Origin of the sequence: Actinomadura madurae (assembly GCF_900115095.1) — a bacterium.
Taxonomy (GTDB): Bacteria; Actinomycetota; Actinomycetes; order Streptosporangiales; family Streptosporangiaceae; genus Spirillospora; species Spirillospora madurae.
The window spans coordinates 418,814-439,717 of record NZ_FOVH01000006.1; the positions used below are offsets into that span (position 1 = coordinate 418,814).

Below are 20,904 nucleotides of genomic sequence, written 5' to 3' on the forward strand. Positions count from 1 at the left end.
CATGCACCTTACTACGTAAAGGGCCGAAGCCGGGTGTCCACCGTCACAACACGCCTGACCGCCGCGTACGCTTACCTCGATCGAACACAGCAGGACCGGACATCGCACGACCGTCGAGGGAGTACCACCATGCCGCTGGGCCGCCGGGTGAGCAAGGACGTCGCGGAGCCGTACGAGGCCGACCAGCGGCTGGCCGCCGAGTACGACGAGCGGCTCGCGGCGGCGGGCGAGGCGGAGCGGGCGCTGCGGGACGCGCAGGCCGCGAACGCGCCCGAGCCGGAGCTGAGCGAGCTGACGCTCGCCTTCGACAAGGCGCTGACGGCCGTGCTCGCCGCCGCGGAGGCGGCCGAGCGGGTCGCGGCGGGCCCGCGGACGTACGTGACGGAGGCGCAGGACGCCAAGGCCCGCCGCGCCGCGGAGCTCGCCTACCGCAAGGCCAAGGCGCGCCCGGCGGTGCGCCCGTGGACGGACGAGGTCGACCGGCTGCGCACCGCCCGCGAGGCGCACCGGCTCGCCTTTCGGACGCGCCCGGCGGTGCGCGTCTGAGAGGTTCCCGGCGTGTGACGACACAGCGCCACCCGGTGGCAGCGGCCGCCGATCTTTGACAGTCTGCCCTCTCGGGGAACGCCGGGGGCGCCCCGCTCCGCACGCCGCACCGGCGTGGCGTGCGCGCGGTCGCGCCCGGTGGGGAGGGCACACGGTGCTCTGGACGTTGGGGGAAGTCAGGTGGAGCGCACGCCGCCGGACCGGTGCCGCGTACTCGAGTCCTACCAGGACGGGGTGCGGGCGATCCGGGCGCTGGCGGAGGCCGTCGCGGACTGGGACGCGCCCACGCCCTGCGCGGACTGGCGGCTGATCGATCTCGCGGGGCACCTGCGGTGCGTGGCGGAGAACTTCCTGGAGTACCTCCAGGACGCGCCCGACAGCCGGCTGGCGAAGCTGTTCGCGCAGGACGCGGCCACCGCGGTGCTGATCAGGCAGCAGGCGCGGCAGAACGCGGCGGAGCTGGCGGTGCTCCCGCCGGACCCGGGCCCGGACCGGATCCTGGCGTTCGGGGTGTCGGCGGGCGCCTACGCCGACCTGATGCCCGACATGTGGGACCGGACGCATCTGATCTACCGCGGCACCAAGTACACCGTCGGCGACCACGCGGGCGCGGCCTGCGTGGAGTGGCACCTGCACGCCTGGGACATGGCCCGCGCGGCCGGGGCGGACTACCGGCCGCGGGACCCGGACCTGCTGGTGTCGGCGTGGCACTGGGGCGTCCCGCACCTGCCGCTGGAGCGGGGGGACGCGTGGGAGGCGGTGCTGCGCTCGTCGGGCCGCTCGCCGCGCTGGCCGGACCCCGGTGAGGGGCCCGGCCGGACGCGGCGGCGCCGCGCGGGGCGGCAGGCGGTCAGACGCCCGCCGGCTTCCCCGGGCGGATCCGCAGGTAGACCAGCCAGGTGAGGACGCAGCACAGGCCGTAGAAGGCGATGAACGCGACGTAGGCGCCGTCGCCGGTCCCGTAGGTGAGGAACGACTGCCGGAAGGCGACGTTGACCAGGACGCCGCCGAACGCCCCGACGGCGCCCGCGATGCCGATCAGCGCGCCGGCGAGGCGGCGGGCCTCGTGCTCGGCGGCCACCGGGTCGCCGCCGTTGGCGACGCCGAGCTGGGCCTTCGCCCGGAAGATCGCCGGGATCATCTTGTAGGTGGAGCCGTTGCCGACGCCGCTGAAGACGAACAGCAGCACGAACCCGGTGAGGAAGAGGGCGAGGGATCCGCTCTGCGAGGCGGCCAGCACGAGGCCCGCGGAGGCGGCCATCGCGACGAACGTCCAGAAGGTGACCCGGGCGCCGCCGACCCGGTCGGCGAGCCAGCCGCCGGCCGGGCGGATCAGCGAACCGAGCAGGGGGCCGAGGAACGTCAGGTAGGCGGCCTTGATCGGGGTGTCGAAGTCGGCCTTGAACTGCACCTGCAGGACCTGCCCGAACGCGAAGCCGAACCCGATGAACGACCCGAACGTGCCGATGTAGAGCACCGACATGATCCAGGTGTGCGCGTCCTTGCAGACGTCCCGCATGGCGCGCCGGTCGTTGCGGGCGTGCGAGAGGTTGTCCATGTAGAGCGCGGAGCCGAGGGCGGCGAGGACGATGAGCGGGATGTAGACGCCCGCGACGAGGCCGGGGTGGTCCTTGCCGGCGGTGGCGAGGACGAGCAGCCCGACGAGCTGGACGACGGCGACGCCGAGGTTGCCGCCGCCCGCGTTGATCCCGAGCGCCCAGCCCTTGAGCCGCTGCGGGTAGAACGCGTTGATGTTGGCCATCGAGGACGCGAAGTTGCCGCCGCCGACGCCGGCGACGGCGGCGAGGAGCAGCAGGGTGGTGAACGAGACGCCCGGCTCGATGAGGAACGCGGCGAGGCCGGCCGGGACGAGCAGCAGCGCCGCGCTGAAGATCGTCCAGTTGCGGCCGCCGAAGCGGGCGACGGCGAAGGTGTAGGGGATCCGCAGCGCGGATCCGATCAGCGCGGGCACGGCGGTGAGGGTGAACTTCCCGGCCGGGTCGATGCCGTAGGCGGGGCCGAGGAACAGCACGATCACCGACCACAGCGTCCACACCGAGAAGCCGATGTGCTCGGAGAAGATCGAGAAGATGAGGTTGCGGCGGGCGGTCCGGGCGCCGCCGGCCGCCCAGAACTCGGGGTCCTCGGGCCGCCAGTCGTCGATCCAGCGTCCCTTCAGGGTAGGTGCCCGTCCGGGGCGCGCGGTTTCGGTGGTGACGGTCATCAGGCGGTCTCCTTGGGTCGCTCGGACGGCCCGACCGTAGGAATCCGGCGTTTCGCACGTGTGTGTCCGGTCATACGGCAGTGATAACTCCGCTGCACAGCGTGTCCCGCCGGGCTGTGAGGTGCGGGGTAGAGCGGGGCCGGTCAGGGTAGGACCGGACCGCGAGGGCGGCGGGGGAACGGAGACTGGAGCGATGGCGACCTGCGAGGTCTGCGGCAACGACTACGCGATGGCGTTCGAGGTGCACGCGCAGGGCGAGGTGCACACGTTCGACTCGTTCGAGTGCGCGGTCACGAAGATGGCGCCGATCTGCGAGCACTGCCAGTGCCGCATCATGGGGCACGGCGTGGACGTGGGCGGGCACTTCTACTGCTGCGCCCACTGCGCCCGCGCCGAGCAGCCCGAGCGCGCCCGCTCGATCCAGGACGCGGTCCCGGCGTAGCGTCCCGGTGTGAGCGGGACTCGGCTCGGGCGCCGGGCTCAGGCGGCGCCGGGTTCGGGCGCGGGGGCGCCGAACGGCTGCTCGCGGCCGTCCTCCAGGTAGACGGCGCGGCCGGTGGACATGGCCCGCAGGCTGGGGTCCATCCGGCGGGCCACGTGCGGCGGCGCCAGCTCGGGGACCTTCTCCGGCGCCACCAGCATGTGGTCGGACAGCTCCTCGGGCGGCAGCCGGATCGCGGCGATCTGCTCGCCGGTGATGGCGCCGTGGAAGACGAAGACGTTGACGGCGTCCACGCCGTCGTCGCGCGGGGGGCCCCAGTCGACGCAGGCCAGGCCGTCGAGCCGGGGGACGAGGCCGAGCTCCTCCTCGCATTCGCGCACGCACGCCGACAGCGGGGACTCGTCGGCCTCGATCACCCCGCCGGGGAGGTACCAGCCCTCGCTGTAGGTGGGTTTGACCAGCAGGACCCGCCCGAGTTCGTCCAGGAGCAGGGCCGCCGCGGCGCCGCGGGCGCGCGGCAGGGAGGCGTAGTAGGCAAGGTCGGGCATGTACCGAGGTTAGGCGTGATCACCGTGCGATGATCCGGGGCGTACCGGGGCGGCGCCCGCATTCACCGCGAGATCGCCGGGTCACCATGAATCCGTTCGATAGGCGGGCAAATGACGACGAAAGGGCCATGACAGGGCTCGACAACGCTTGACACGCGTTCGTCAAGGTCGCCGGGGCGCCGCCATGCTGGGCTTTTGACCTCGGCGGACGCGCGGGGGTGAAGCGCATTTAACGCCGGAGTCACCTCCGGGACTCGCCGGCGAAACGGCGCCCGCCGAGTCTCGGCGCATGATCGGGACTCCGACGCACTGCCCGTACTGTGCCCTGCAATGCGGCATGACGCTGCGGGACGAGAAGGACGTGGGCGGTCTGCGGGTGGCGCCCCGCGACGACGTGCCGGCCAACCGGGGCGGGCTGTGCCAGAAGGGCTGGACGGCGGCGGAGCTGCTCACCGTCCCCGACCGGCTGACCACCCCGATGATGCGCCGGAGCCGGACGGCGCCGCTGGAGCCCTGCACGTGGGACGAGGCGCTCGACCGGATCGCCGCCGGCATCACGCGGCTGCGGGACCGGCACGGCCCCGACGCCGTCGCGGTGTTCGGCGGCGGGGGGCTGACGAACGAGAAGGCCTACCAGCTCGGCAAGTTCGCCCGCGTCGCGCTCGGCACGTCCCAGATCGACTACAACGGCCGGTTCTGCATGTCGTCGGCCGCGGCGGCGTCCGCGCGGGCGTTCGGGATGGACCGCGGGCTGCCCGGACCGGTCACCGACCTGGCGGCGTCCGGCGCGGTCCTGCTCGCGGGCGGCAACGTCGCCGAGACGATGCCGCCGTTCATGCGGCACCTGACCGAGATGCGCGAGGGCGGCGGCGCCCTCATCGTCGTCGACCCGCGCCGCACCGCCACCGCCCGGCAGGCCGACCTGCACCTGCAGCCGACGCCCGGCACCGACATCGCCCTCGCCAACGGGCTGCTGCACCTGGCGCTCGCCGAGGGCCTCGCCGACGAGGAGTACATCGCCTCCCGCACCGCCGGGTTCGACGCCGTCCGGACGGTCGTGAACGCCTACTGGCCGGACCGGGCCGAGCGGATCACCGGGGTGCCCGTCCCGCTGATGCGCGAGGCCGTCCGGCTGCTCGCCCGCGCCGGCCGCGCCCACGTCCTCACCGCGCGGGGCGCCGAGCAGCACGCGCGCGGCACCGACATGGTCGGTGCCTTCATCAACCTGGCCCTCGCGCTCGGGCTGCCGGGCCGCGAGGGCTCCGGGTACGGCTGCCTGACCGGGCAGGGCAACGGCCAGGGCGGGCGCGAGCACGGGCAGAAGGCCGACCAGCTGCCCGGCTACCGCAGGATCGACGACCCGGCGGCCCGCGCGCACGTCGCGCGGGTCTGGGGCGTCGATCCCGGCTCGCTGCCGGGACCCGGGCGGTCGGCCTACGAGCTGCTGTCGGCGCTCGGCACCGCCGACGGGCCGAAGGCGCTGCTGCTGTTCGGGTCCAACCCGGTCGTGTCGGCGCCGCGGGCCGCGGCCGTGGAGGAGCGGCTCGGCGCGCTCGACCTGCTGGTGGTCGCCGACTTCGTGCCGTCGGAGACCGCGCGGCGCGCCGACGTGGTCCTGCCGGTCGCGCAGTGGGCCGAGGAGTCGGGGACGATGACGAACCTGGAGGGCCGGGTGCTGCGCCGGCGGCGCGCCGTCCGGCCACCGGACGGCGTCCGCACCGACCTGGAGGTCCTGAGCGCGCTCGCCGGGAGGCTGGCGGCGCCGGGGGAGTGGAGCACCGACCCCGAGGCGGTGTTCGGCGAGCTGCGCCGCGCCAGCGCCGGCGGCGCCGCCGACTACTCCGGCATCACCTACGAGCGGATCGAGGCCGAGGGCGGGGTGTTCTGGCCGTGCCCGTCCGCCGGCCACCCGGGGACGCCGCGCCCCTACCTGGACCGCTTCGCCACCCCGGACGGGCGGGCCCGGTTCGTCCCGGTCGAGCATCACGGCGCCGCGGAGGACGTGGACGCCGACTTCCCCGTGTACCTGACGACCGGTCGGGTCCTGGCGCAGTACCAGTCGGGCGCGCAGACCAGGCGCGTCCGGCAGCTGGCCGAGGCGGCGCCCGGGGCCTTCGTCGAGCTGCACCCCGACCTGGCCGGGCGCCTCGGCATCGAGGACGGCGCCGAGGTGCGGGTGCAGAGCCGCAGGGGCGCGGCGACCGTCCGGGCGCGGCTCACCGACGCGATCCGCGACGACACCGTCTTCATCCCGTTCCACTGGGCGGGGGAGGGGCGCGCGAACCTGCTGACCAACCCCGCGCTGGACCCGGTGTCGCGGATGCCGGAGTTCAAGGTCTGCGCCGTCCGGCTGGCCCCGGTCGAGCAGGGCGAGGAGGACGCCGGGCCGCGTTCCGCCGGCGCGTCCCCGGCGCCGGCCGTGAGCCCCTTTTAACACGCCGGTGACAAAGGGGACCCAACCGCGAAACGGCCTCTGCCGAGGATCGGACCATCGACAGTTCCCGCCAGGAGGTTGCCGCGCGATGACCACTTCACCCGATGCGACGATCGTCAGGGAGCGGGCGGTCCGGCCCGCGGTCCGGTGGTTCGACATCTGCTCCTACGCCGCGCTGACTCCCGAGCGCGGCGCCTGCGCGATGGTGGAGGGCACGCAGGTGGCGATCTTCCGGACCTTCGACGGCACCCTGTACGCGCTGTCGAACCTCGACCCGTTCAGCGGCGCGTGCGTGCTGTCGCGGGGGATCCTCGGCACCCGGCACGGGACGCCCACCGTCGCGTCCCCCATGTACAAGCAGGTGTTCGACCTGCGCACCGGGACCTGCCTGGACGATCCGCGGGTGGCGGTGCCGGCCTTCCCGGTCCGCCGCGCCGGCGACCGGGTGGAGGTGGCGCTCACCGATGAGCACCGGCAGTGAGCCGCTGGCCGGGTTCGCCGTGGGCGTGACCGCGGCCCGCCGCCACGAGGAGCTCGCGACGCTGCTGGAGCGGCGCGGCGCCAGGGTCGTGCTCGCCCCCGCCATCCGGCTGGTCCCGCTCGCCGACGACACCGAGCTCCTGGAGGCCACCCGCGCGTGCGTCGACGCCCCCCTCGACCACGTCGTCGTCACGACCGGGATCGGGTTCCGGGCATGGCTGGAGGCCGCCGACGGGCACGGGCTGCGCGACGGGCTGATCGCCCGGCTCGCCGAGACCGACATCGTGGCGCGGGGGCCGAAGGCGCGCGGCGCGATCCGCTCGGAGGGCCTGCAGGAGCGCTGGTCGCCGGAGTCGGAGGAGTGCGCCGAGGTCATCCGCCACCTGCTGGAGAAGGACCTGGCCGGGGCGCGGGTCGCGGTCCAGCTGTACGGGGAGCGGGAGCCGGAGCTGACCGGCGCGCTGCGCGGCGCCGGCGCCGAGGTGATCGAGATCCCGGTGTACCGCTGGTCGCGGTCGGAGGACTCCACGCCGCTGCGCCGGCTCGTCGGGCAGGCGGTCGCCGGCACGGTCGACGCCATCACGTTCACCAGCGCGCCCGCGGTCGCCGCGACGCTGGCCGTCGCCGCCGAGGACGGGCTGGAGGAGGCCCTGCTGGAGGCGATGCGCACCCAGGTCGTCGCGGCGTGCGTCGGCCCGGTGACCGCGCAGGCGCTCACCGACCGCGACGTCCCCACCGTCCAGCCCGAGCGCGCCAGGCTGGGCGCGCTCGTGCGGGCCCTGGTCTCGGACCTGCCGAGGCGCCGGTCCCGGCGGCTGTCGGTGCGCGGGTTCTCGCTGGAGCTGCGCGGGCACGCCGTCGTCCTGGACGGCCAGCTGCGGCCCATCGCGCCCGCGCCGATGGCGATCCTGCGGGCGCTCGCGCGGCGTCCCGGGCACGTGGTGTCGCGGGCCGAGCTGTGCGGGGTCCTGCCGAGCCGGCTGGTCGGCGCGCCCGCGGGCAGGGACGCCTGGACGCGGGACGGGCGGCCGCGGGAGGCCCGCCCGCAGGCCGACGAGCACGCGGTGGAGATGGCGGTGGCGCGGCTGCGGCGCGGCCTCGGCCGCCCCGGCATCGTCGAGACGGTCGTCAAGCGCGGCTACCGGCTGGCGTGCGACCCGCGCCTGGCCGACCGGCTCGCGGCGGGCGCCGGTGGCTGAGCCCGCCCTGCTGGCCGTCGCGCACGGCACCCGCGATCCGGCCGGGCCCGCCGTCGTCGGCGCGCTGCTCGCCCGGGTGCGGGCGATGCGGCCGGGGCTGCGGGTCGCCGAGGCCTACGGCGAGCTGTCGCGGCCGTCGCTGGAGGACGCGGCCCGCGGGCTGCGCGGCGGCCCGGTGGTCGTCGTCCCGCTGATGCTGGCGCGCGGCTACCACGCGCTCATCGACATCCCCGACCGGGCGGGGCGGCTGCTGCCGGGATCGGTGACCTCCCGGCCGCTCGGCCCGGACGCGCTACTGGCGGGCGCGCTGGCCGACCGGCTGGCGGCACCGGCCCGCCCAGCCGGGGAGCGCGGGGGACCGTCTCCCCGTGGAGGGGAGGACCGGGCCCCGTCGCGCCGTCCGGACGCCGTCGTCCTGGGCGCGGCGGGGTCCGCCGATCCGGCGGGCATCGCCGACGTGCGGAGGGCCGCCCGCCTGCTGGCGCGGCGGCTGGGGCGGCCCGTCCCTTGCGGGTTCGTCGCGGCGGGCGGCCCGCCGCTGGACGAGGTCGTCGCGGGTCTGCGCGCGGGCGGCGCCCGGCGCGTGGCGGTGGCGTCCTACCTGCTGGCGCCCGGCCGCTTCCACGACCGCATGGCGGCCTGCGGCGCCGACGCCGTCGCGCCGCCCGTCGGCGCGCACACGGCCGCCGCGCGGCTGGTGCTGCGCCGCTACGACGAGGCGCGGCTGCGGCTCGAGACCCCGGTGCCGGTCTGCTGACCAGGCGGTTCCAGAGCGCCGGTGAACCGCTCGTCGTGATGGGCGAGGATCCGCAGCAGCATGTCCCGGAACAGGTGCCGCTCCTCCGGTGTCAGCGGTTCGAACAGCATCTCGTTGAGGCGGACGCGGGCGTCCAGGGCCTCGCCGAGCTTGAGCCGGCCGTCCTCGGTTGCCTCCAGCGCGTAGCGCCGCCGGTCCTCGGGGTCGCGGCGGCGCCGGACGTGGCCGGCGTCCTCCAGGGCGTCCACGATGCCGACGAGATCGCCGGCGTCCATCCGCAGCCGCTCGGCGACCTCGCGCTGCGACAGCGGCCCGTGCCGCGCCGCGCACCACAGGACGAGCAGGTGCGGCAGCCGCGGCTGGCCGGGGAACATCCGCGTCGCGGTGCGCCGGACGAGCCGCACCGTCTCGAACATGAGGTAGGTCGGCGAGTCGTACAGCGGATCGGGGCGGTCCTCCACGTCCGGCTCCTCGGACTTCGTTGGCGCTTCTAATCTCTCTTGACGTGAGAGATAGGGTACACCTAACGTTGGATGGCCCAAAACATGGGCTCGTGCTCCACGCGGAGGGAGGCCCCATGCCGGACGGGGGACCGGCCGTCGAGGTCGACGGCCTGACGAAGAGGTTCGGCGACGTGGAGGCCGTGCGGGGGATCGAGCTCTCGGTGCGGCCGGGAGAGATCTTCGGTTTCCTCGGCCCGAACGGCGCGGGCAAATCCACGACCATCAACATGCTCTGCACGCTGCTGCGCCCGAGCGGGGGCAGCGCGCGCGTCGCGGGCCACGACGTGGTGACCGAGCGCGACGCCGTGCGCCGCAACATCGGCCTGGTGTTCCAGGACCCGACGCTCGACGGGTACCTGTCGGGGGAGCAGAACCTGCGCTTCCACGCCGAGCTGTACGGCGTGCCGCGGTCGGCGACCGCCGGCCGCATCCGGCAGGTCCTGGAGATGGTCGGGCTGTGGGACCGGCGCGGCGACCTGGTGCAGACCTTCTCCGGCGGCATGAAGCGCCGGCTGGAGATCGCCCGCGGCCTGCTGCACTCGCCGCGGGTGCTGTTCCTGGACGAGCCGACCGTCGGCCTCGACCCGCAGACCCGGGCGTCGATCTGGGAGTACATCCGGCAGCTCCAGGCGGCCGAGGAGATCACGATCTTCATGACGACGCACTACATGGACGAGGCCGAGTTCTGCGAGCGCATCGCGATCATGGATTCGGGGCGGATCGTCGCGCTCGACACCCCCGAGGCGCTCAAGGCCGGCGTCGGCGAGGACCGGATCCGGATCCAGACCGCCGACGACGAGGCGGCGATCGCGGCGATCAAGGACCGGTTCGGCCTGGAGGCGGTGGTGTCGGAGGGCGCGGTCACGTTCTCGGTCGCGTCCGGGGAGGCGTTCGTGCCGCGGCTGTTCGCCGAGCTGGGCGTCCCGATCGTGGCGGTGAACGTGGCGCGGCCCTCGCTGGACGATGTGTTCATGTCGTTCACCGGCACGACGATCCGCGACGCCGAGGCGTCGGCGAGCGACGGGATGCGCACCGCGATGCGCGCGATGAGGAGGTGACGATGGCGAGCACCGCCGAGCCGGCGGCGACCGAGGTCGTCCGGGTCCGGGTGCCCGAGCGCGGCCTGCGGCAGGACCTGCGCGCCGTGAAGATCGTCCTGCACCGGGAGCTGATCCGGTTCTGGCGCGACAAGCTGCGGATGGTGTCGGGCCTCGTCCAGCCGGTGCTGTGGCTGCTGGTCATGGGCACCGGCCTGTCCAACCTGATGGCCAGCGGCGGCGGCACCGCCGGGACCGTCGACCTGAAGACCTTCATCTTCCCCGGCGTGTGCGCCATGTCGGTGATGTTCACCGCGATGTTCTCCGCCGGGTCGATCGTGTGGGACCGCGAGTTCGGGTTCCTGCGCGAGATGCTCGTCGCGCCCGTCAGCCGCAGCGCGATCGTGGTCGGCAAGTGCGTCGGCGGCGCGCTGGTGGCGACCCTGCAGGGCGCGGTGATCGTGCTGCTGGCGGGCCTGGCCGGCGTCCCCTACGACCCGCTGCTCCTGCTGGAGATGCTCGCCATCATGTTCCTCGGGGCGTTCGCCCTGACCGGGTTCGGCGTCATGATGGCCGCGCGGATCACCAGCATGCAGTCGTTCTTCGGCCTCATGCAGATGGCGATGATGCCGATGATGTTCCTGTCCGGCGCCCTGTACCCGCTGAGCGGGCTGCCGACCTGGCTGACCGTCCTCACCCGCTTCAACCCGCTGACCTACGCGGTCGATCCGCTGCGGCACGCGGTGTTCACCCGGCTGGACGTCTCGCCGGAGCTGATGCGGACGTTCGACCCGGGTGTCACCTGGGGCGGCTGGGTCGTGCCGATCTGGCTGGAGCTCCTCATCGTCCTCGCCATGGGCGTCGGCCTGATGGGCGTGGCCATCTGGGAGTTCCGCCGCGCCGACTGACGGAACCGCCGCCGTCACCCGCCGTGATGACGCATACTGACCGTGCGCGACGCTGCGCGCTCGATCGGATGCGAAGGGTAACGATGGGCAATCTGAACGGGGACGGGACGATGTGGCGCGGGGCGGCGGCGACGGCCGCCGTGCTCGCGGCGATGGCGGGTGCCGCGGTCGTGGACGCGCGGATCGCCGCGCGGGCCGCGGACGCGGCGGCGGGGCCGCGGGCGGTGCGGAACGAGCTGCGGATCACGCGGTTCCTCGGCGAGCGGCGCCTCCCGCACATGACGAAGGTCGCCGGTACCGCGCTCGGAGGGCTGTCGGGCCTCGACCGCGATCCGCGCACCGGCACCTGGTACTTCGTCTCCGACGACCGGTGGCGGTACGACCCGGCGCGGTTCTACACCGGGCGGCTCGACATCGACCCGGCGACGGGCGCGTTCACCGGTGTGCGGATCAGCGGCGTGTCGACGCTGAGGCGGCCGGACGGCGGCCCCTACCCGGGGTTCGGCAAGCCCGGGTCGGTCGACCCGGAGACGATCCGGTACGACCCGCGGTCGCGGCGGGTGCTCTGGGGCAGCGAGGGCGACCGCCCCGACGAGACGCACCCGGACGTCCCGCTGTCGCAGATGTCGCTGCGCTGGGCGTCCCGGGACGGCCGGTACGTCGGCCGGTTGCCGCTGCCGCCGGGCCTGCGGCTCACCGGGGAGCACCGGGGCCCGCGCCGCAACTCCGGCTTCGAGGCGCTGACCTTCACCTCCCACGGCATCGCCGCGATGGTCGAGGGGCCGCGCTACGAGGACGGGGCCCCGCCGGCCGTCGGGCACGGCGCCCTCACCCGGCTCACGCTCTGGAGCCGCGCCGGCCGCGTCCGCGCCCAGTACGCCTACCCCGTCGACCGGCTCCCGGCCGCGCCGCGGCCGCCCTCGGGCATCGCCGACAGCGGGGTCTCGGAGATCCTCGCCGTCGACGGCCACCGGTTCCTGGCGCTGGAGCGGACCTGGCTGGAGGGCGTCGGCTACCGGAACAGGCTGTACGAGTTCGACGTGCGGGGCGCCACGGACGTGCTGCACCGCGACCGCCTCGGCGAGGGCGTGCGGTTCCGTCCGGTGCGCAAGCGGCTCGTCGCCGACCTCGGCCGCCACGCCGCCCCCGAGCAGAACCTGGAGGCGCTGGCGTGGGGGCCGCGGCTGAGGTCGGGCGAGTGCACGCTCGTCGCCGGCTCGGACGACAACTTCGACCGCCGGGAGGTCACCCAGTTCCTCGCGTTCGCCGTCCGGGGCTGCTGACCCGCGCCCGGGGAAACGCGAAGGGCCCGCCGAGCCGGGATGGCTGGGCGGGCCCTTCGCGTGCCGGCGGGACGCCTCAGACGGCGAAGTCGAGCAGCGGGCGCGCGTTGCTGGGGTGCCGCAGCTTGGACAGCGACTCCTTCTCCAGCTGGCGGATCCGCTCCCGGGTCAGCCCGAGGGCCTTGCCGATCTCGTCCAGCGTGCGGGGCGTCCCGTCGTACAGCCCGAACCGCATCGCCATGATCTTGGCCTCGCGCGGGGACAGGATGTCGAGGGTGCGGCGCAGCTGGTCGGCCATGAGCTGGCGGTCCACCAGCTCGGACGCCTCGGGGCTGTCGGTGTCCTCGATGAGGTCGCCGATGCGGGTCTCGCCGTCCTCGCCGATGGTGGAGTCCAGGCTGATCGGCTGCCGGCTGGTGCGCAGCAGCTCGCGGACCTGCTCGGGGCTCTTGTCGAGCTCGGCGGCCAGCTCCTCCGGGGTCGGTTCGCGGCCGAGCCGCTGGTGCATGTCGCGCTCGACGCGGCTCAGCTTGCTGAGCATCTCCAGCACGTGCACGGGCAGCCGGATCGTGCGGGCCGAGTCGGCGAACCCGCGCTGTATGGCCTGCCGGATCCACCACATCGCGTAGGTGGAGAACTTGTAGCCCTTGGAGTAGTCGAACTTCTCCACGGCGCGGATCAGGCCGAGGTTGCCCTCCTGGACGACGTCCAGCAGCGACAGGCCGCGGTCGGAGTACTTCTTGGCGACCGACACCACGAGGCGGAGGTTGGCCTCCAGCATGTGGGCCTTGGCGCGGCGCCCGTCGGCGGCGACCCACTCCAGGTCGGCGCGCAGGGCGGGGGAGAGGTCCTCGGTCTCCAGCTTGTACTCGGCGTACAGGCCGGCCTCGATCCGCTTGGCGAGGTCGACCTCCTGCTCGGCGGTGAGCAGCTGCCGGCGGCCGATCGCCTTGAGGTAGGTGTGGACGGAGTCGCCCATCCCGGTGGTCTGGTCGTCCAGGTCGGCCTGGCTCTCGTCGGCCTCGACCTCGGTGACCTCGAACCCCCCGTCGGCGGGGGCGTCGGCCTGGGCGGCCGCCCGCGGCGCCCTGGCGGCGGACTCGCCGGTCCCGGCGTCCTTGGGGGAGGCGGTCTTCGCGGCGGCATTGCGGGAGGCGCGCTTCCCGGCGGTCCTCGCGGTGCCGGGCGTCTTCTGGGCGGTCTCCCCGGTGGCGTGGTCGGCGGCGTGGTCGGCGGCGGCCGCCCGTTTGCGGGCGGTGTCGGACTCGCCGGCCAGGCTGATGCCGGCCTCGGACAGCTCGCGCAGGATCGAGCGGCCCTGGGCCGGGCTGAGCCCGGCGGACTCGAAGGCCCCCCTCACCTCGTCGAGCGAGAGGTGCCCTTGGGCACGGCCACGCTTCAGGAGGTCGTTGAGCGCGGGGCCCGCCGACTCCGTGAGCGGGGTCTCGACGGCGCTTCGCGGCATGGAGACACCCCCCTCCCTTCGGTGTGTGAGTGCGGCGCGGATTGTGTTCGCTCGTGGCGCACGCACTTAACGGAACGTCGCAGGACCGGGTTCTTGTTCCCGGTGCCGTGGGCGGCGGCGCTCCGCACGGGATCGGGGAGGACCGATCCAGGAGGTCGTGGTGCCCCTGACCGGCGCTTTCACACGGCCCGATCCGATCCTGCCCTACCTTACTACGTAAAGGGCGCTGGTCGAAGGCAACGTGATGAAGACCACGGGGTCAGGGTGCCGGGGTGCGCAACCGGGCACGGTCGGGCTTGCCGGACGCCAGCAGCGGGATGGCGTCCACCAGCTCCAGCTCGCGCGGCGCGGCGTACGCCGGCATCGTCTCCCGGACGAACGCGCGCAGCTCGGCGAGGTCCGGCGGGCGGGGCGCGGCGGGGACGACGACGGCGGTGACCCGCTCGCCCCACTCGGGGTCGGGCCGGCCGACGACGACCACGTCGCGGACCTTCGGGTGCCGGGACAGCACGGTCGCGATCTCGCCGGCGACGACCTTCTCCCCGCCGGTGTTGATCACGTCGTCGAGGCGGCCGCGGACGCGGAGCCGGCCGTCCTCGATCGCCCCGAGGTCCTGGGTGACGAACCACTCACCGTCCCTGACCTCGGCGGACTCCTCGGGCCGCAGCCGGTAGCCGGTGAACAGGGACGGCCCGGCGAGGCGGATCCGGCCGCCGGCGCCGAGCCCGACGCGCATGCCGTCCAGCGGGACGCCCTCGTAGACGCAGCCGCCGCACGTCTCGCTCATGCCGTAGGTGGTGAACACCCGGGCTCCGCGGGCGCGGGCCTCGGCGAGCAGCCCGGGCGTGGCGGCGGCGCCGCCGAGGACGATCGCGCCGAGCCGGGACAGGTCGGTGCCGGTGTCGAGGATCCGGCGCAGCTGGGTCGGGACGAGCGAGACGTGCGCGCCCTCGGTGGCGGCGACGGCGGCGGCGTCGAAGCGCGGCATGATGACCGGGTCGGTGCCGGCGACGAGGGCGCGGACGAGGACCTGGACGCCGGAGATGTGGCTGGTGGGCACGCAGCACAGCCACCGGTCGCCGGGGGCCGCCTCGATGCGCGCGAGCGTCCCCGCGGCGGAGTGGCGCAGCGCGCCGGCCGGCAGCTCGACGAACTTCGGCGGGCCGGTGGAGCCGGACGTGGCGATCAGCACCGCCGTCTCGGCGTCGGCGGGGACCTGGCCGCCGTGCGGGCGGTGGGGGGCGAGCCCGTCCGGTGTGCGGACGGCGTCCGGGCTCAGGGCGTCCAGGAGGTCGCGGAGCGCGGGCTCGGGCAGGTCGGGGGAGAGCGGGCAGATCGCGGGACCGCCGTCGAGGGCGTCGGCCAGGGCCTGGAACAGGCGCGGACCGGGCGGCAGAACGGCGGCGTGCAGTGGGCGATCCATGATCTGATCAGGGTAGACGACCCCGCTGAACGCGTTCAAACGCGGGACCGGTTGAATGGGTCACGCGCGCCGCGGACCCGGCCGCGGCGCGGTCGCCGACGGGAGAGGATGACATGGTCTCGGAGCTGTTCGACGCGGACGCGTGGAAAGAGGTGGAGGGGTTCGGCTTCACCGACATCACCTACCACCGGGCCGTGGACCACGGGACGGTGCGGGTGGCGTTCGACCGTCCGGAGGTGCGCAACGCGTTCCGCCCGCACACGGTGGACGAGCTGTACCGGGCGCTCGACCACGCGCGGATGTCCAGCGACATCGGGTGCGTGCTGATCACGGGGAACGGGCCGTCGTCCAGGGATGGCGGCTGGGCGTTCTGCTCCGGCGGCGACCAGCGGATCCGGGGCAAGGACGGCTACAAGTACGCCGAGGGGGAGACCTCGGAGACGATCGACCCGGCGCGGGCCGGACGGCTGCACATCCTGGAGGTGCAGCGGCTGATCCGGTTCATGGGCAAGGTCGTCATCTGCGTGGTGCCGGGCTGGGCCGCGGGCGGCGGGCACAGCCTGCACGTGGTGTGCGATCTGACGCTCGCCAGCCGAGAGCACGCGCGGTTCAAGCAGACCGACGCGGACGTGGCGAGCTTCGACGGCGGGTTCGGGTCGGCGTACCTGGCGCGGCAGGTGGGGCAGAAGTTCGCCCGCGAGATCTTCTTCCTGGGCGAGGCCTACGACGCCGAGGCGGCGCACCGGATGGGCATGGTCAACGCGGTCGTCCCGCACGCCGAGCTGGAGGCCGTGGCGCTGGAGTGGGCGCGCAAGGTCAACGGCAAGAGCCCGACGGCGCAGCGGATGCTGAAGTACGCGTTCAACATGGTCGACGACGGTCTGGTGGGGCAGCAGGTGTTCGCCGGAGAGGCGACCCGGCTCGCCTACGGCACCGACGAGGCGGCCGAGGGACGCGACGCGTTCCTGGAGAAGCGCGATCCCGATTGGTCGCGTTTCCCGTGGTACTACTAATTGTTCGTACGGACGGTGTGATCCGGAATACGTTGATTCAGCGGGCAGGTCAGGGGGTCGGCGCGTGCGGGTGTTCTCCATCCCGATGCGGACGCGGTTCCGCGGTGTGACGCGGCGGGAGGGCGCCCTGATCCAGGGCCCCGCCGGCTGGGGGGAGTTCTCGCCGTTCGCCGAGTACGGCCCGGCCGAGTGCGCGCGGTGGCTGGCCGCCGCCCGCGAGGCGGCGTGCGAGGGCTGGCCCGCGCCCGTCCGCGACCGGGTCCCGGTGAACGTGACGGTCCCGGCGGTCGGCCCGGAGCGGGCGTTCGAGATGGTGAAGGAGTCCGGCTGCCGGACCGCGAAGGTGAAGGTCGCCGAGCGCGGGCAGGGAGAGGCCGACGACCTGGCGCGGGTGGAGGCGGTCCGCGCGGCGATCGGCCCGCAGGGCAGGGTCCGGATCGATGTGAACGGCGGCTGGGACGTCGACCGCGCGGCGCGGATGATCCGGGCGCTGGACCGGTGGGAGCTGGAGTACGCCGAGCAGCCCTGCGCGACGCTGGAAGAGCTGGCGCGGCTGCGGCGGCTGGTGGACGTCCCGGTCGCGGCGGACGAGTCGATCCGCCGCGCCGAGGATCCGCTGAAGGTCCGGGCGGCGGGCGCCGCCGACATCGCGGTGCTGAAGGTGCAGCCGCTCGGCGGGGTCGCGGCGGCGCTGCGGGTGGCGGAGGCGTGCGGGCTGCCGGTGGTGGTGTCGAGCGCGGTGGAGACGTCGGTGGGGCTGGCGGCGGGTCTCGCGCTCGCGGCCGCGCTGCCGGAGCTGCCGTACGCGTGCGGGCTGGGGACGCTGGCGCTGCTTGAGGGCGACGTCGTGCGCGATCCGCTGCGGCCCGTGGAGGGTGAGATCGAGGTGCGGCGGCCGGTGGTGGACGAGCAGGCGCTGCGGCGCTGGGAGGTCCCCGGCACGCGGTGGCGCGGCCGGGCGCTGGAGGCCCAGGCGTACCTGGACGGCCCCGCGGTGATCGAGGAGGGGCCGTGAACCCGGCGACCGCGCTGGCGACCGTCCTGGTCGACGAGCTGCTGCGGTGCGGGATGACCGACGTGGTGCTGGCGCCGGGGTCGCGGTCGGCGCCGCTGGCGCTGGCGCTGCACGCCGCCGAGGAGGCTGGCCGGGTCCGCATGCATGTGCGGATCGACGAGCGTTCGGGGTCGTTCCTCGGGCTCGGCCTGGCCAAGCGGTCGGGCCGTCCGGTGGCGCTGGTGTGCACATCGGGGACGGCGGCGGCGAACTTCCATCCGGCGGTGGTGGAGGCGCACGAGTCGGGCATCCCGCTGCTGGTGGTGACGGCGGACCGTCCGCCGGAGCTGCGCGACACCGGCGCGAACCAGACGATCGACCAGGTGAAGCTGTACGGGACGGCGGTGCGGTGGAGCACCGAGATCGGTGTGCCGGAGAACCGGCCGGGCATGGTGGCGTACTGGCGGTCGCTGATGAGCCGCGCGTGGGGGCTGGCGCAGGCGCCGGTCCCGGGGCCGGTGCATGTGAACGCGTCGTTCCGGGAGCCGCTGATCCCGGACGGCGACGAGACGTGGTGCGAGCCGCTCGACGGTGACGCGACGGGCGCGTGGACGAAGGTGCGGCCGGCGACGCCGGGGTCGGTGCTGCACGTCCCGCCGACGCGGCGCGGCGTCCTGGTGGTCGGGGACGGCGCGATGAACGTCAAGCGGTACGTGGCGGCCGCGTCGATGGCCGGCTGGCCCGTGCTGGCCGAGCCGAACGGCAACGCCCGCTACGGCGACCACGCGCTGTCGTCGCACCACTTCCTGCTGGGCGTCCCGGAGTTCGTGGAGCGGCACCGTCCCGAGGTGGTGGTGACGCTGGGCAAGCCGGGGCTGTCGCGCCCGCTGCTGTCGCTGCTGCGCCGGGCCGAGGAGCACATCGTGCTGGCGCCGGACCTGGCGCACTGGCCCGACCCGGTCCGGTCGGCGACGCAGGTGGCTCCGGAGGTGGAGATCCCGGTGGTGTCGGGCGACGACGCGTGGCTGAAGTCGTGGCGGACGGCGGACCTGGCCGCGGCGGCGGCGGTGGACGCGGTGCTGGACGCGGTGCCGGAGGTCAGCGAGCCGCGGCTGGCGCGGGACCTGGTCGCGGGGCTGCCGGGCGGGTCGCTGCTGTTCACGGCCGCGAGCATGCCGATCCGCGACCTGGACCAGGTGATGCGGCCGCGGCGCGGCATCCGGATCATGGCGAACCGGGGCGCGAGCGGCATCGACGGGCTGGTGTCGTCGGCGATGGGGGCGGCGCTGGCGCACAGCGGCCGCTCCTACGCGCTGCTGGGCGACCTCGCGTTCCTGCACGACCAGAACGGGCTGATCGTGGGGCCGCGGGACCGCCGGCCCGACCTGGCGATCATCGTGGTGAACAACCGGGGCGGCGGGATCTTCTCGCTGCTGCCGCAGGCGGCGCTGCACGGCCCGTTCGAGCGGGTCTTCGGCACCCCGCACCAGGTGGACCTGGAGGCGGTCGCCGCCGCGCACGGCGTCCCGTACCGCCGCCTGGACGCGGCGGCGGACCTGCCGAAGGCGATGGCGGGGGAGGGGCTGCGGATCGTCGAGGCCCGCACCGACCGGGAGGCGAACGCGGCGCTGCACGCCGACCTCCGCCAGGCCGCCCAGGCCGCCGTCCGCGCCGTCCTCACCTGATCGACCGAGAAGGCGGGAAGCCCCCGCGCCGTCTGCCGTCTTTCTTTGAAACTTACAACGTAAAGGCGCCGGGTGGATTGCCCAACCTCCCACCTGCAATCCCAAAAACCCATCACCTAGCATCAGCCGAGATCCCCAGCGTGCGGGCGGGTCGAGGATCGCGGCACGCGTGCGGGCTGTGAGTGGGCGGTGTGGGGGTCACTCAGCCGAGGAGGCGGTCGCGGAGCGCTCGGGTGTCGTCGTCGGTCCAGCCGTGGCCGGCCAGCCAGCCGAGGCTGCCGCCGTGTTCCTCGTCGATGCGGGCGAGGAGCTTGTCCATGATGGCGGCGTGGGGCTGGTGGGTGTCGGCCGGGCGGGAGTCGAGGTCGGCGGCGTAGGTGTCGCTGCCGCGCAGGCGCCGCAGGATCGCGTCGAGGCGTTCGCCGGTCTGGGCGTAGTCGGCGACGATGGCCTCGCGGGTGACGCCGGCGGCGTCGAGGGCGAGGGCGCAGACGACGCCGGTGCGGTCCTTGCCGGCGGCGCAGTGCACGAGCGCGGATCCGTCGGTGCGGGTCATCACGCGCAGGGCGGCGACGACGGAGTCGCCGCGGTCGGTGAGGTAGCCGAGGTAGTGGCCGATGGAACGGTCCTGTTCGGCGCCGTCGGCGGGGCGTTCCTGCCAGGGCAGGGCCTTGTCGACGTCCACGTCGGCGGCGACGTCGGTGTGGCGGCCGCCTTCGGGGAACAGCGACAGCTGGTGGATGGTCACGGACGGCACGCGGGTGAGGGGGCCGGGTCCTTCGAGGCGTACTTCGGCGTCGCTGCGCAGGTCGATGACGTTCTTGAGGGCGTAGCCGTCCAGGAGGAGCCGGACGTCGGCGACGGTGAGGTCCTGGAGGTTGTCGGAGCGCAGGACGCGTCCGCGGCGGGTCGTGCGGCCGTCGGTCGTGGGGAGGCCGCCGAGGTCGCGGGCGTTGACGGCACCGTCCAGTTCGATCCACCGAGAGTCGTCGTCCATGACTTGTGACCTTATATCGGGGCGTAGCAGGCGCTTTCGCGCAGGGGTGCGGGTTCCATCGATGATCATTCAGGGGAGCGACGGGTCGCGGTGGGAACCGGGACCTGCGAGCCAGACCCGGGATGGCTCTTTGGCGGGGCGACCCCTGGGGCTGACCCTCCGTAACTTCGGGGGATCGTGTCCCCGCTCCCGTTGGAGGCTTCATGCCCGCGGCCCTGCACGCTCCCTCCCGACCGTCCCGGCAAGAGGCCGGCAGTGATTTCGCGCCGCTGGCGCGGCGTGTCCGTGACAGCGGGCTGCTCGATCGGCGTCGCGGCTATTACGTGCGGGCGATCGGGCTGAACCTGGCCGCCACGGCCGCTGTGTGGGGGGCGGTGGCGTGGGCGGGGGACAGTTGGTGGACGGTTTTGCTGGGTGTTCCGCTGGCGGTGTTGGCGGCGCGGACGGGGTTTCTGGGTCATGACGCGGGGCATCGGCAGATCGCGCGGAGTGCGCGGGTGAATCGGTGGCTGGGGTTGGTGCTGGGGAATCTGCTGCTGGGGATGGGGCACGGGTGGTGGAGCGATAAGCACAATCGTCATCACGCGAACCCGAATCATGTCGGGAAGGATCCTGATGTGGGGGAGGGTGTGCTGGCGTGGACGGCGGAGCAGGCGGGGCGGCAGCGGGGTGTGCTGCGGTGGGTGGCGCGGCACCAGGCGGTGTTGTTCTTCCCGTTGCTGACGCTGGAGGGGGTGAACCTCAAGGTCGGCAGTGTGCTGTTCTTGCGGGGGCGTTCACGCCGTGACCGGGTGGTGGAGGGTGGTCTGCTGGTCGCGCATGCGGTCGGGTATCTGGTGCTGGCGTTGTCGCTGCTGCCGGTGGAGAAGGCGGTGGTGTTGATGGTGGTGCAGCATGCGCTGTTCGGGCTGCATCTGGGTGCGGTGTTCGCGCCCAACCACAAGGGGATGGCGATGCCCGAGCCGG

Annotated in this window: 20 protein-coding genes; 14 read left to right on the forward strand and 6 right to left on the reverse strand. The window is 74.1% G+C overall.

Annotation, left to right across the window (positions count from 1 at the left end):
- The first annotated feature begins 129 nt into the window (after positions 1-129).
- The gene (locus tag BM339_RS20155; protein WP_075021816.1) at positions 130-546 is read left to right on the forward strand and encodes a plectin; all 417 of its coding nucleotides are present in this window, start codon (positions 130-132) and stop codon (positions 544-546) included.
- Positions 547-726: 180 nt separating this feature from the next.
- A complete protein-coding gene (locus BM339_RS20160; RefSeq protein ID WP_021598787.1) occupies positions 727-1,449 on the forward strand; it encodes a maleylpyruvate isomerase N-terminal domain-containing protein in 723 nt (240 codons plus the stop codon).
- On the opposite strand, the gene BM339_RS20165 is transcribed toward BM339_RS20160, so the two are convergent.
- Positions 1,397-2,770 carry a nitrate/nitrite transporter gene (locus BM339_RS20165; RefSeq protein ID WP_075021817.1) on the reverse strand — a complete coding sequence of 458 codons (1,374 nt, stop codon included), beginning with the start codon at positions 2,768-2,770 and terminating at the stop codon, positions 1,397-1,399. The genes BM339_RS20160 and BM339_RS20165 overlap by 53 nt on opposite strands.
- A 193-nt stretch (positions 2,771-2,963) precedes the next feature.
- Here BM339_RS20165 and BM339_RS20170 point away from each other — a divergent pair, with 193 nt between their 5' ends.
- The gene (locus BM339_RS20170; protein WP_021598789.1) at positions 2,964-3,212 is read left to right on the forward strand and encodes a hypothetical protein; all 249 of its coding nucleotides are present in this window, start codon (positions 2,964-2,966) and stop codon (positions 3,210-3,212) included.
- A 38-nt stretch (positions 3,213-3,250) separates the two neighbouring features.
- Here the strand turns inward: BM339_RS20170 and BM339_RS20175 are convergent, their stop codons facing one another.
- Positions 3,251-3,760, reverse strand: a complete 510-nt coding sequence (locus BM339_RS20175; RefSeq protein ID WP_024936028.1) for an NUDIX domain-containing protein — start codon at positions 3,758-3,760, stop codon at positions 3,251-3,253.
- 289 nt (positions 3,761-4,049) lie between these two features.
- Between BM339_RS20175 and BM339_RS20180 the strand changes: the two genes are divergently transcribed.
- From BM339_RS20180 to BM339_RS20195, 4 genes are all read left to right on the forward strand, one after another.
- Complete coding sequence (locus tag BM339_RS20180; RefSeq protein ID WP_075021818.1) at positions 4,050-6,194, forward strand: molybdopterin oxidoreductase family protein; 2,145 nt, start codon at positions 4,050-4,052, stop codon at positions 6,192-6,194.
- Positions 6,195-6,282: 88 nt separating this feature from the next.
- Positions 6,283-6,675 carry a nitrite reductase small subunit NirD gene (gene nirD / locus BM339_RS20185; RefSeq protein WP_021598792.1) on the forward strand — a complete coding sequence of 131 codons (393 nt, stop codon included), beginning with the start codon at positions 6,283-6,285 and terminating at the stop codon, positions 6,673-6,675.
- The gene (locus BM339_RS20190; protein WP_024936030.1) at positions 6,659-7,873 is read left to right on the forward strand and encodes a uroporphyrinogen-III synthase; all 1,215 of its coding nucleotides are present in this window, start codon (positions 6,659-6,661) and stop codon (positions 7,871-7,873) included. Before nirD ends, BM339_RS20190 begins: the two co-directional genes overlap by 17 nt.
- Positions 7,866-8,630, forward strand: a complete 765-nt coding sequence (locus BM339_RS20195; protein WP_075021819.1) for a sirohydrochlorin chelatase — start codon at positions 7,866-7,868, stop codon at positions 8,628-8,630. Before BM339_RS20190 ends, BM339_RS20195 begins: the two co-directional genes overlap by 8 nt.
- Here the strand turns inward: BM339_RS20195 and BM339_RS20200 are convergent.
- Positions 8,582-9,091, reverse strand: coding sequence for a MarR family winged helix-turn-helix transcriptional regulator (locus BM339_RS20200; RefSeq protein ID WP_075021820.1), 510 nt, complete (start codon positions 9,089-9,091; stop codon positions 8,582-8,584). The genes BM339_RS20195 and BM339_RS20200 overlap by 49 nt on opposite strands.
- 116 nt (positions 9,092-9,207) lie before the next feature.
- On the opposite strand from BM339_RS20200, the gene BM339_RS20205 reads away from it, so the two are divergent.
- The 3 genes from BM339_RS20205 to BM339_RS20215 all read left to right on the forward strand — a co-directional run bounded on the left by BM339_RS20205 (position 9,208) and on the right by BM339_RS20215 (position 12,361).
- Positions 9,208-10,191, forward strand: a complete 984-nt coding sequence (locus BM339_RS20205) for a daunorubicin resistance protein DrrA family ABC transporter ATP-binding protein (protein ID WP_021600240.1) — start codon at positions 9,208-9,210, stop codon at positions 10,189-10,191.
- A gap of 2 nt (positions 10,192-10,193) precedes the next feature.
- Positions 10,194-11,078 (forward strand): ABC transporter permease, encoded by an 885-nt coding sequence (locus tag BM339_RS20210; protein ID WP_024936032.1) that lies wholly within the window; start codon positions 10,194-10,196, stop codon positions 11,076-11,078.
- Positions 11,079-11,161: 83 nt separating this feature from the next.
- The gene (locus tag BM339_RS20215; protein ID WP_256255398.1) at positions 11,162-12,361 is read left to right on the forward strand and encodes an esterase-like activity of phytase family protein; all 1,200 of its coding nucleotides are present in this window, start codon (positions 11,162-11,164) and stop codon (positions 12,359-12,361) included.
- A gap of 76 nt (positions 12,362-12,437) precedes the next feature.
- Here BM339_RS20215 and BM339_RS20220 read toward each other — a convergent pair whose 3' ends face one another.
- Both BM339_RS20220 and BM339_RS20225 read right to left on the reverse strand, forming a co-directional pair.
- A complete protein-coding gene (locus BM339_RS20220; RefSeq protein WP_021596296.1) occupies positions 12,438-13,826 on the reverse strand; it encodes an RNA polymerase sigma factor in 1,389 nt (462 codons plus the stop codon).
- Positions 13,827-14,085: 259 nt separating this feature from the next.
- Positions 14,086-15,249, reverse strand: coding sequence for a class I adenylate-forming enzyme family protein (locus tag BM339_RS20225; protein ID WP_177287733.1), 1,164 nt, complete (start codon positions 15,247-15,249; stop codon positions 14,086-14,088).
- Positions 15,250-15,362: 113 nt separating this feature from the next.
- Here BM339_RS20225 and BM339_RS20230 point away from each other — a divergent pair, with 113 nt between their 5' ends.
- From BM339_RS20230 to menD, 3 genes are all read left to right on the forward strand, one after another.
- Positions 15,363-16,262 (forward strand): 1,4-dihydroxy-2-naphthoyl-CoA synthase, encoded by a 900-nt coding sequence (locus tag BM339_RS20230; RefSeq protein ID WP_075021821.1) that lies wholly within the window; start codon positions 15,363-15,365, stop codon positions 16,260-16,262.
- A 64-nt stretch (positions 16,263-16,326) separates the two neighbouring features.
- Positions 16,327-17,277, forward strand: coding sequence for an o-succinylbenzoate synthase (locus BM339_RS20235; protein WP_075021822.1), 951 nt, complete (start codon positions 16,327-16,329; stop codon positions 17,275-17,277).
- Complete coding sequence (gene menD / locus BM339_RS20240) at positions 17,274-18,941, forward strand: 2-succinyl-5-enolpyruvyl-6-hydroxy-3-cyclohexene-1-carboxylic-acid synthase (RefSeq protein ID WP_075021823.1); 1,668 nt, start codon at positions 17,274-17,276, stop codon at positions 18,939-18,941. Before BM339_RS20235 ends, menD begins: the two co-directional genes overlap by 4 nt.
- A 202-nt stretch (positions 18,942-19,143) precedes the next feature.
- On the opposite strand, the gene BM339_RS20245 is transcribed toward menD, so the two are convergent.
- Positions 19,144-19,938 (reverse strand): tyrosine-protein phosphatase, encoded by a 795-nt coding sequence (locus tag BM339_RS20245; protein WP_075021824.1) that lies wholly within the window; start codon positions 19,936-19,938, stop codon positions 19,144-19,146.
- A gap of 203 nt (positions 19,939-20,141) precedes the next feature.
- Here BM339_RS20245 and BM339_RS20250 point away from each other — a divergent pair.
- A partial coding sequence (locus BM339_RS20250; RefSeq protein WP_075021825.1) for a fatty acid desaturase family protein occupies positions 20,142-20,904 on the forward strand: 763 nt, incomplete at its 3' end.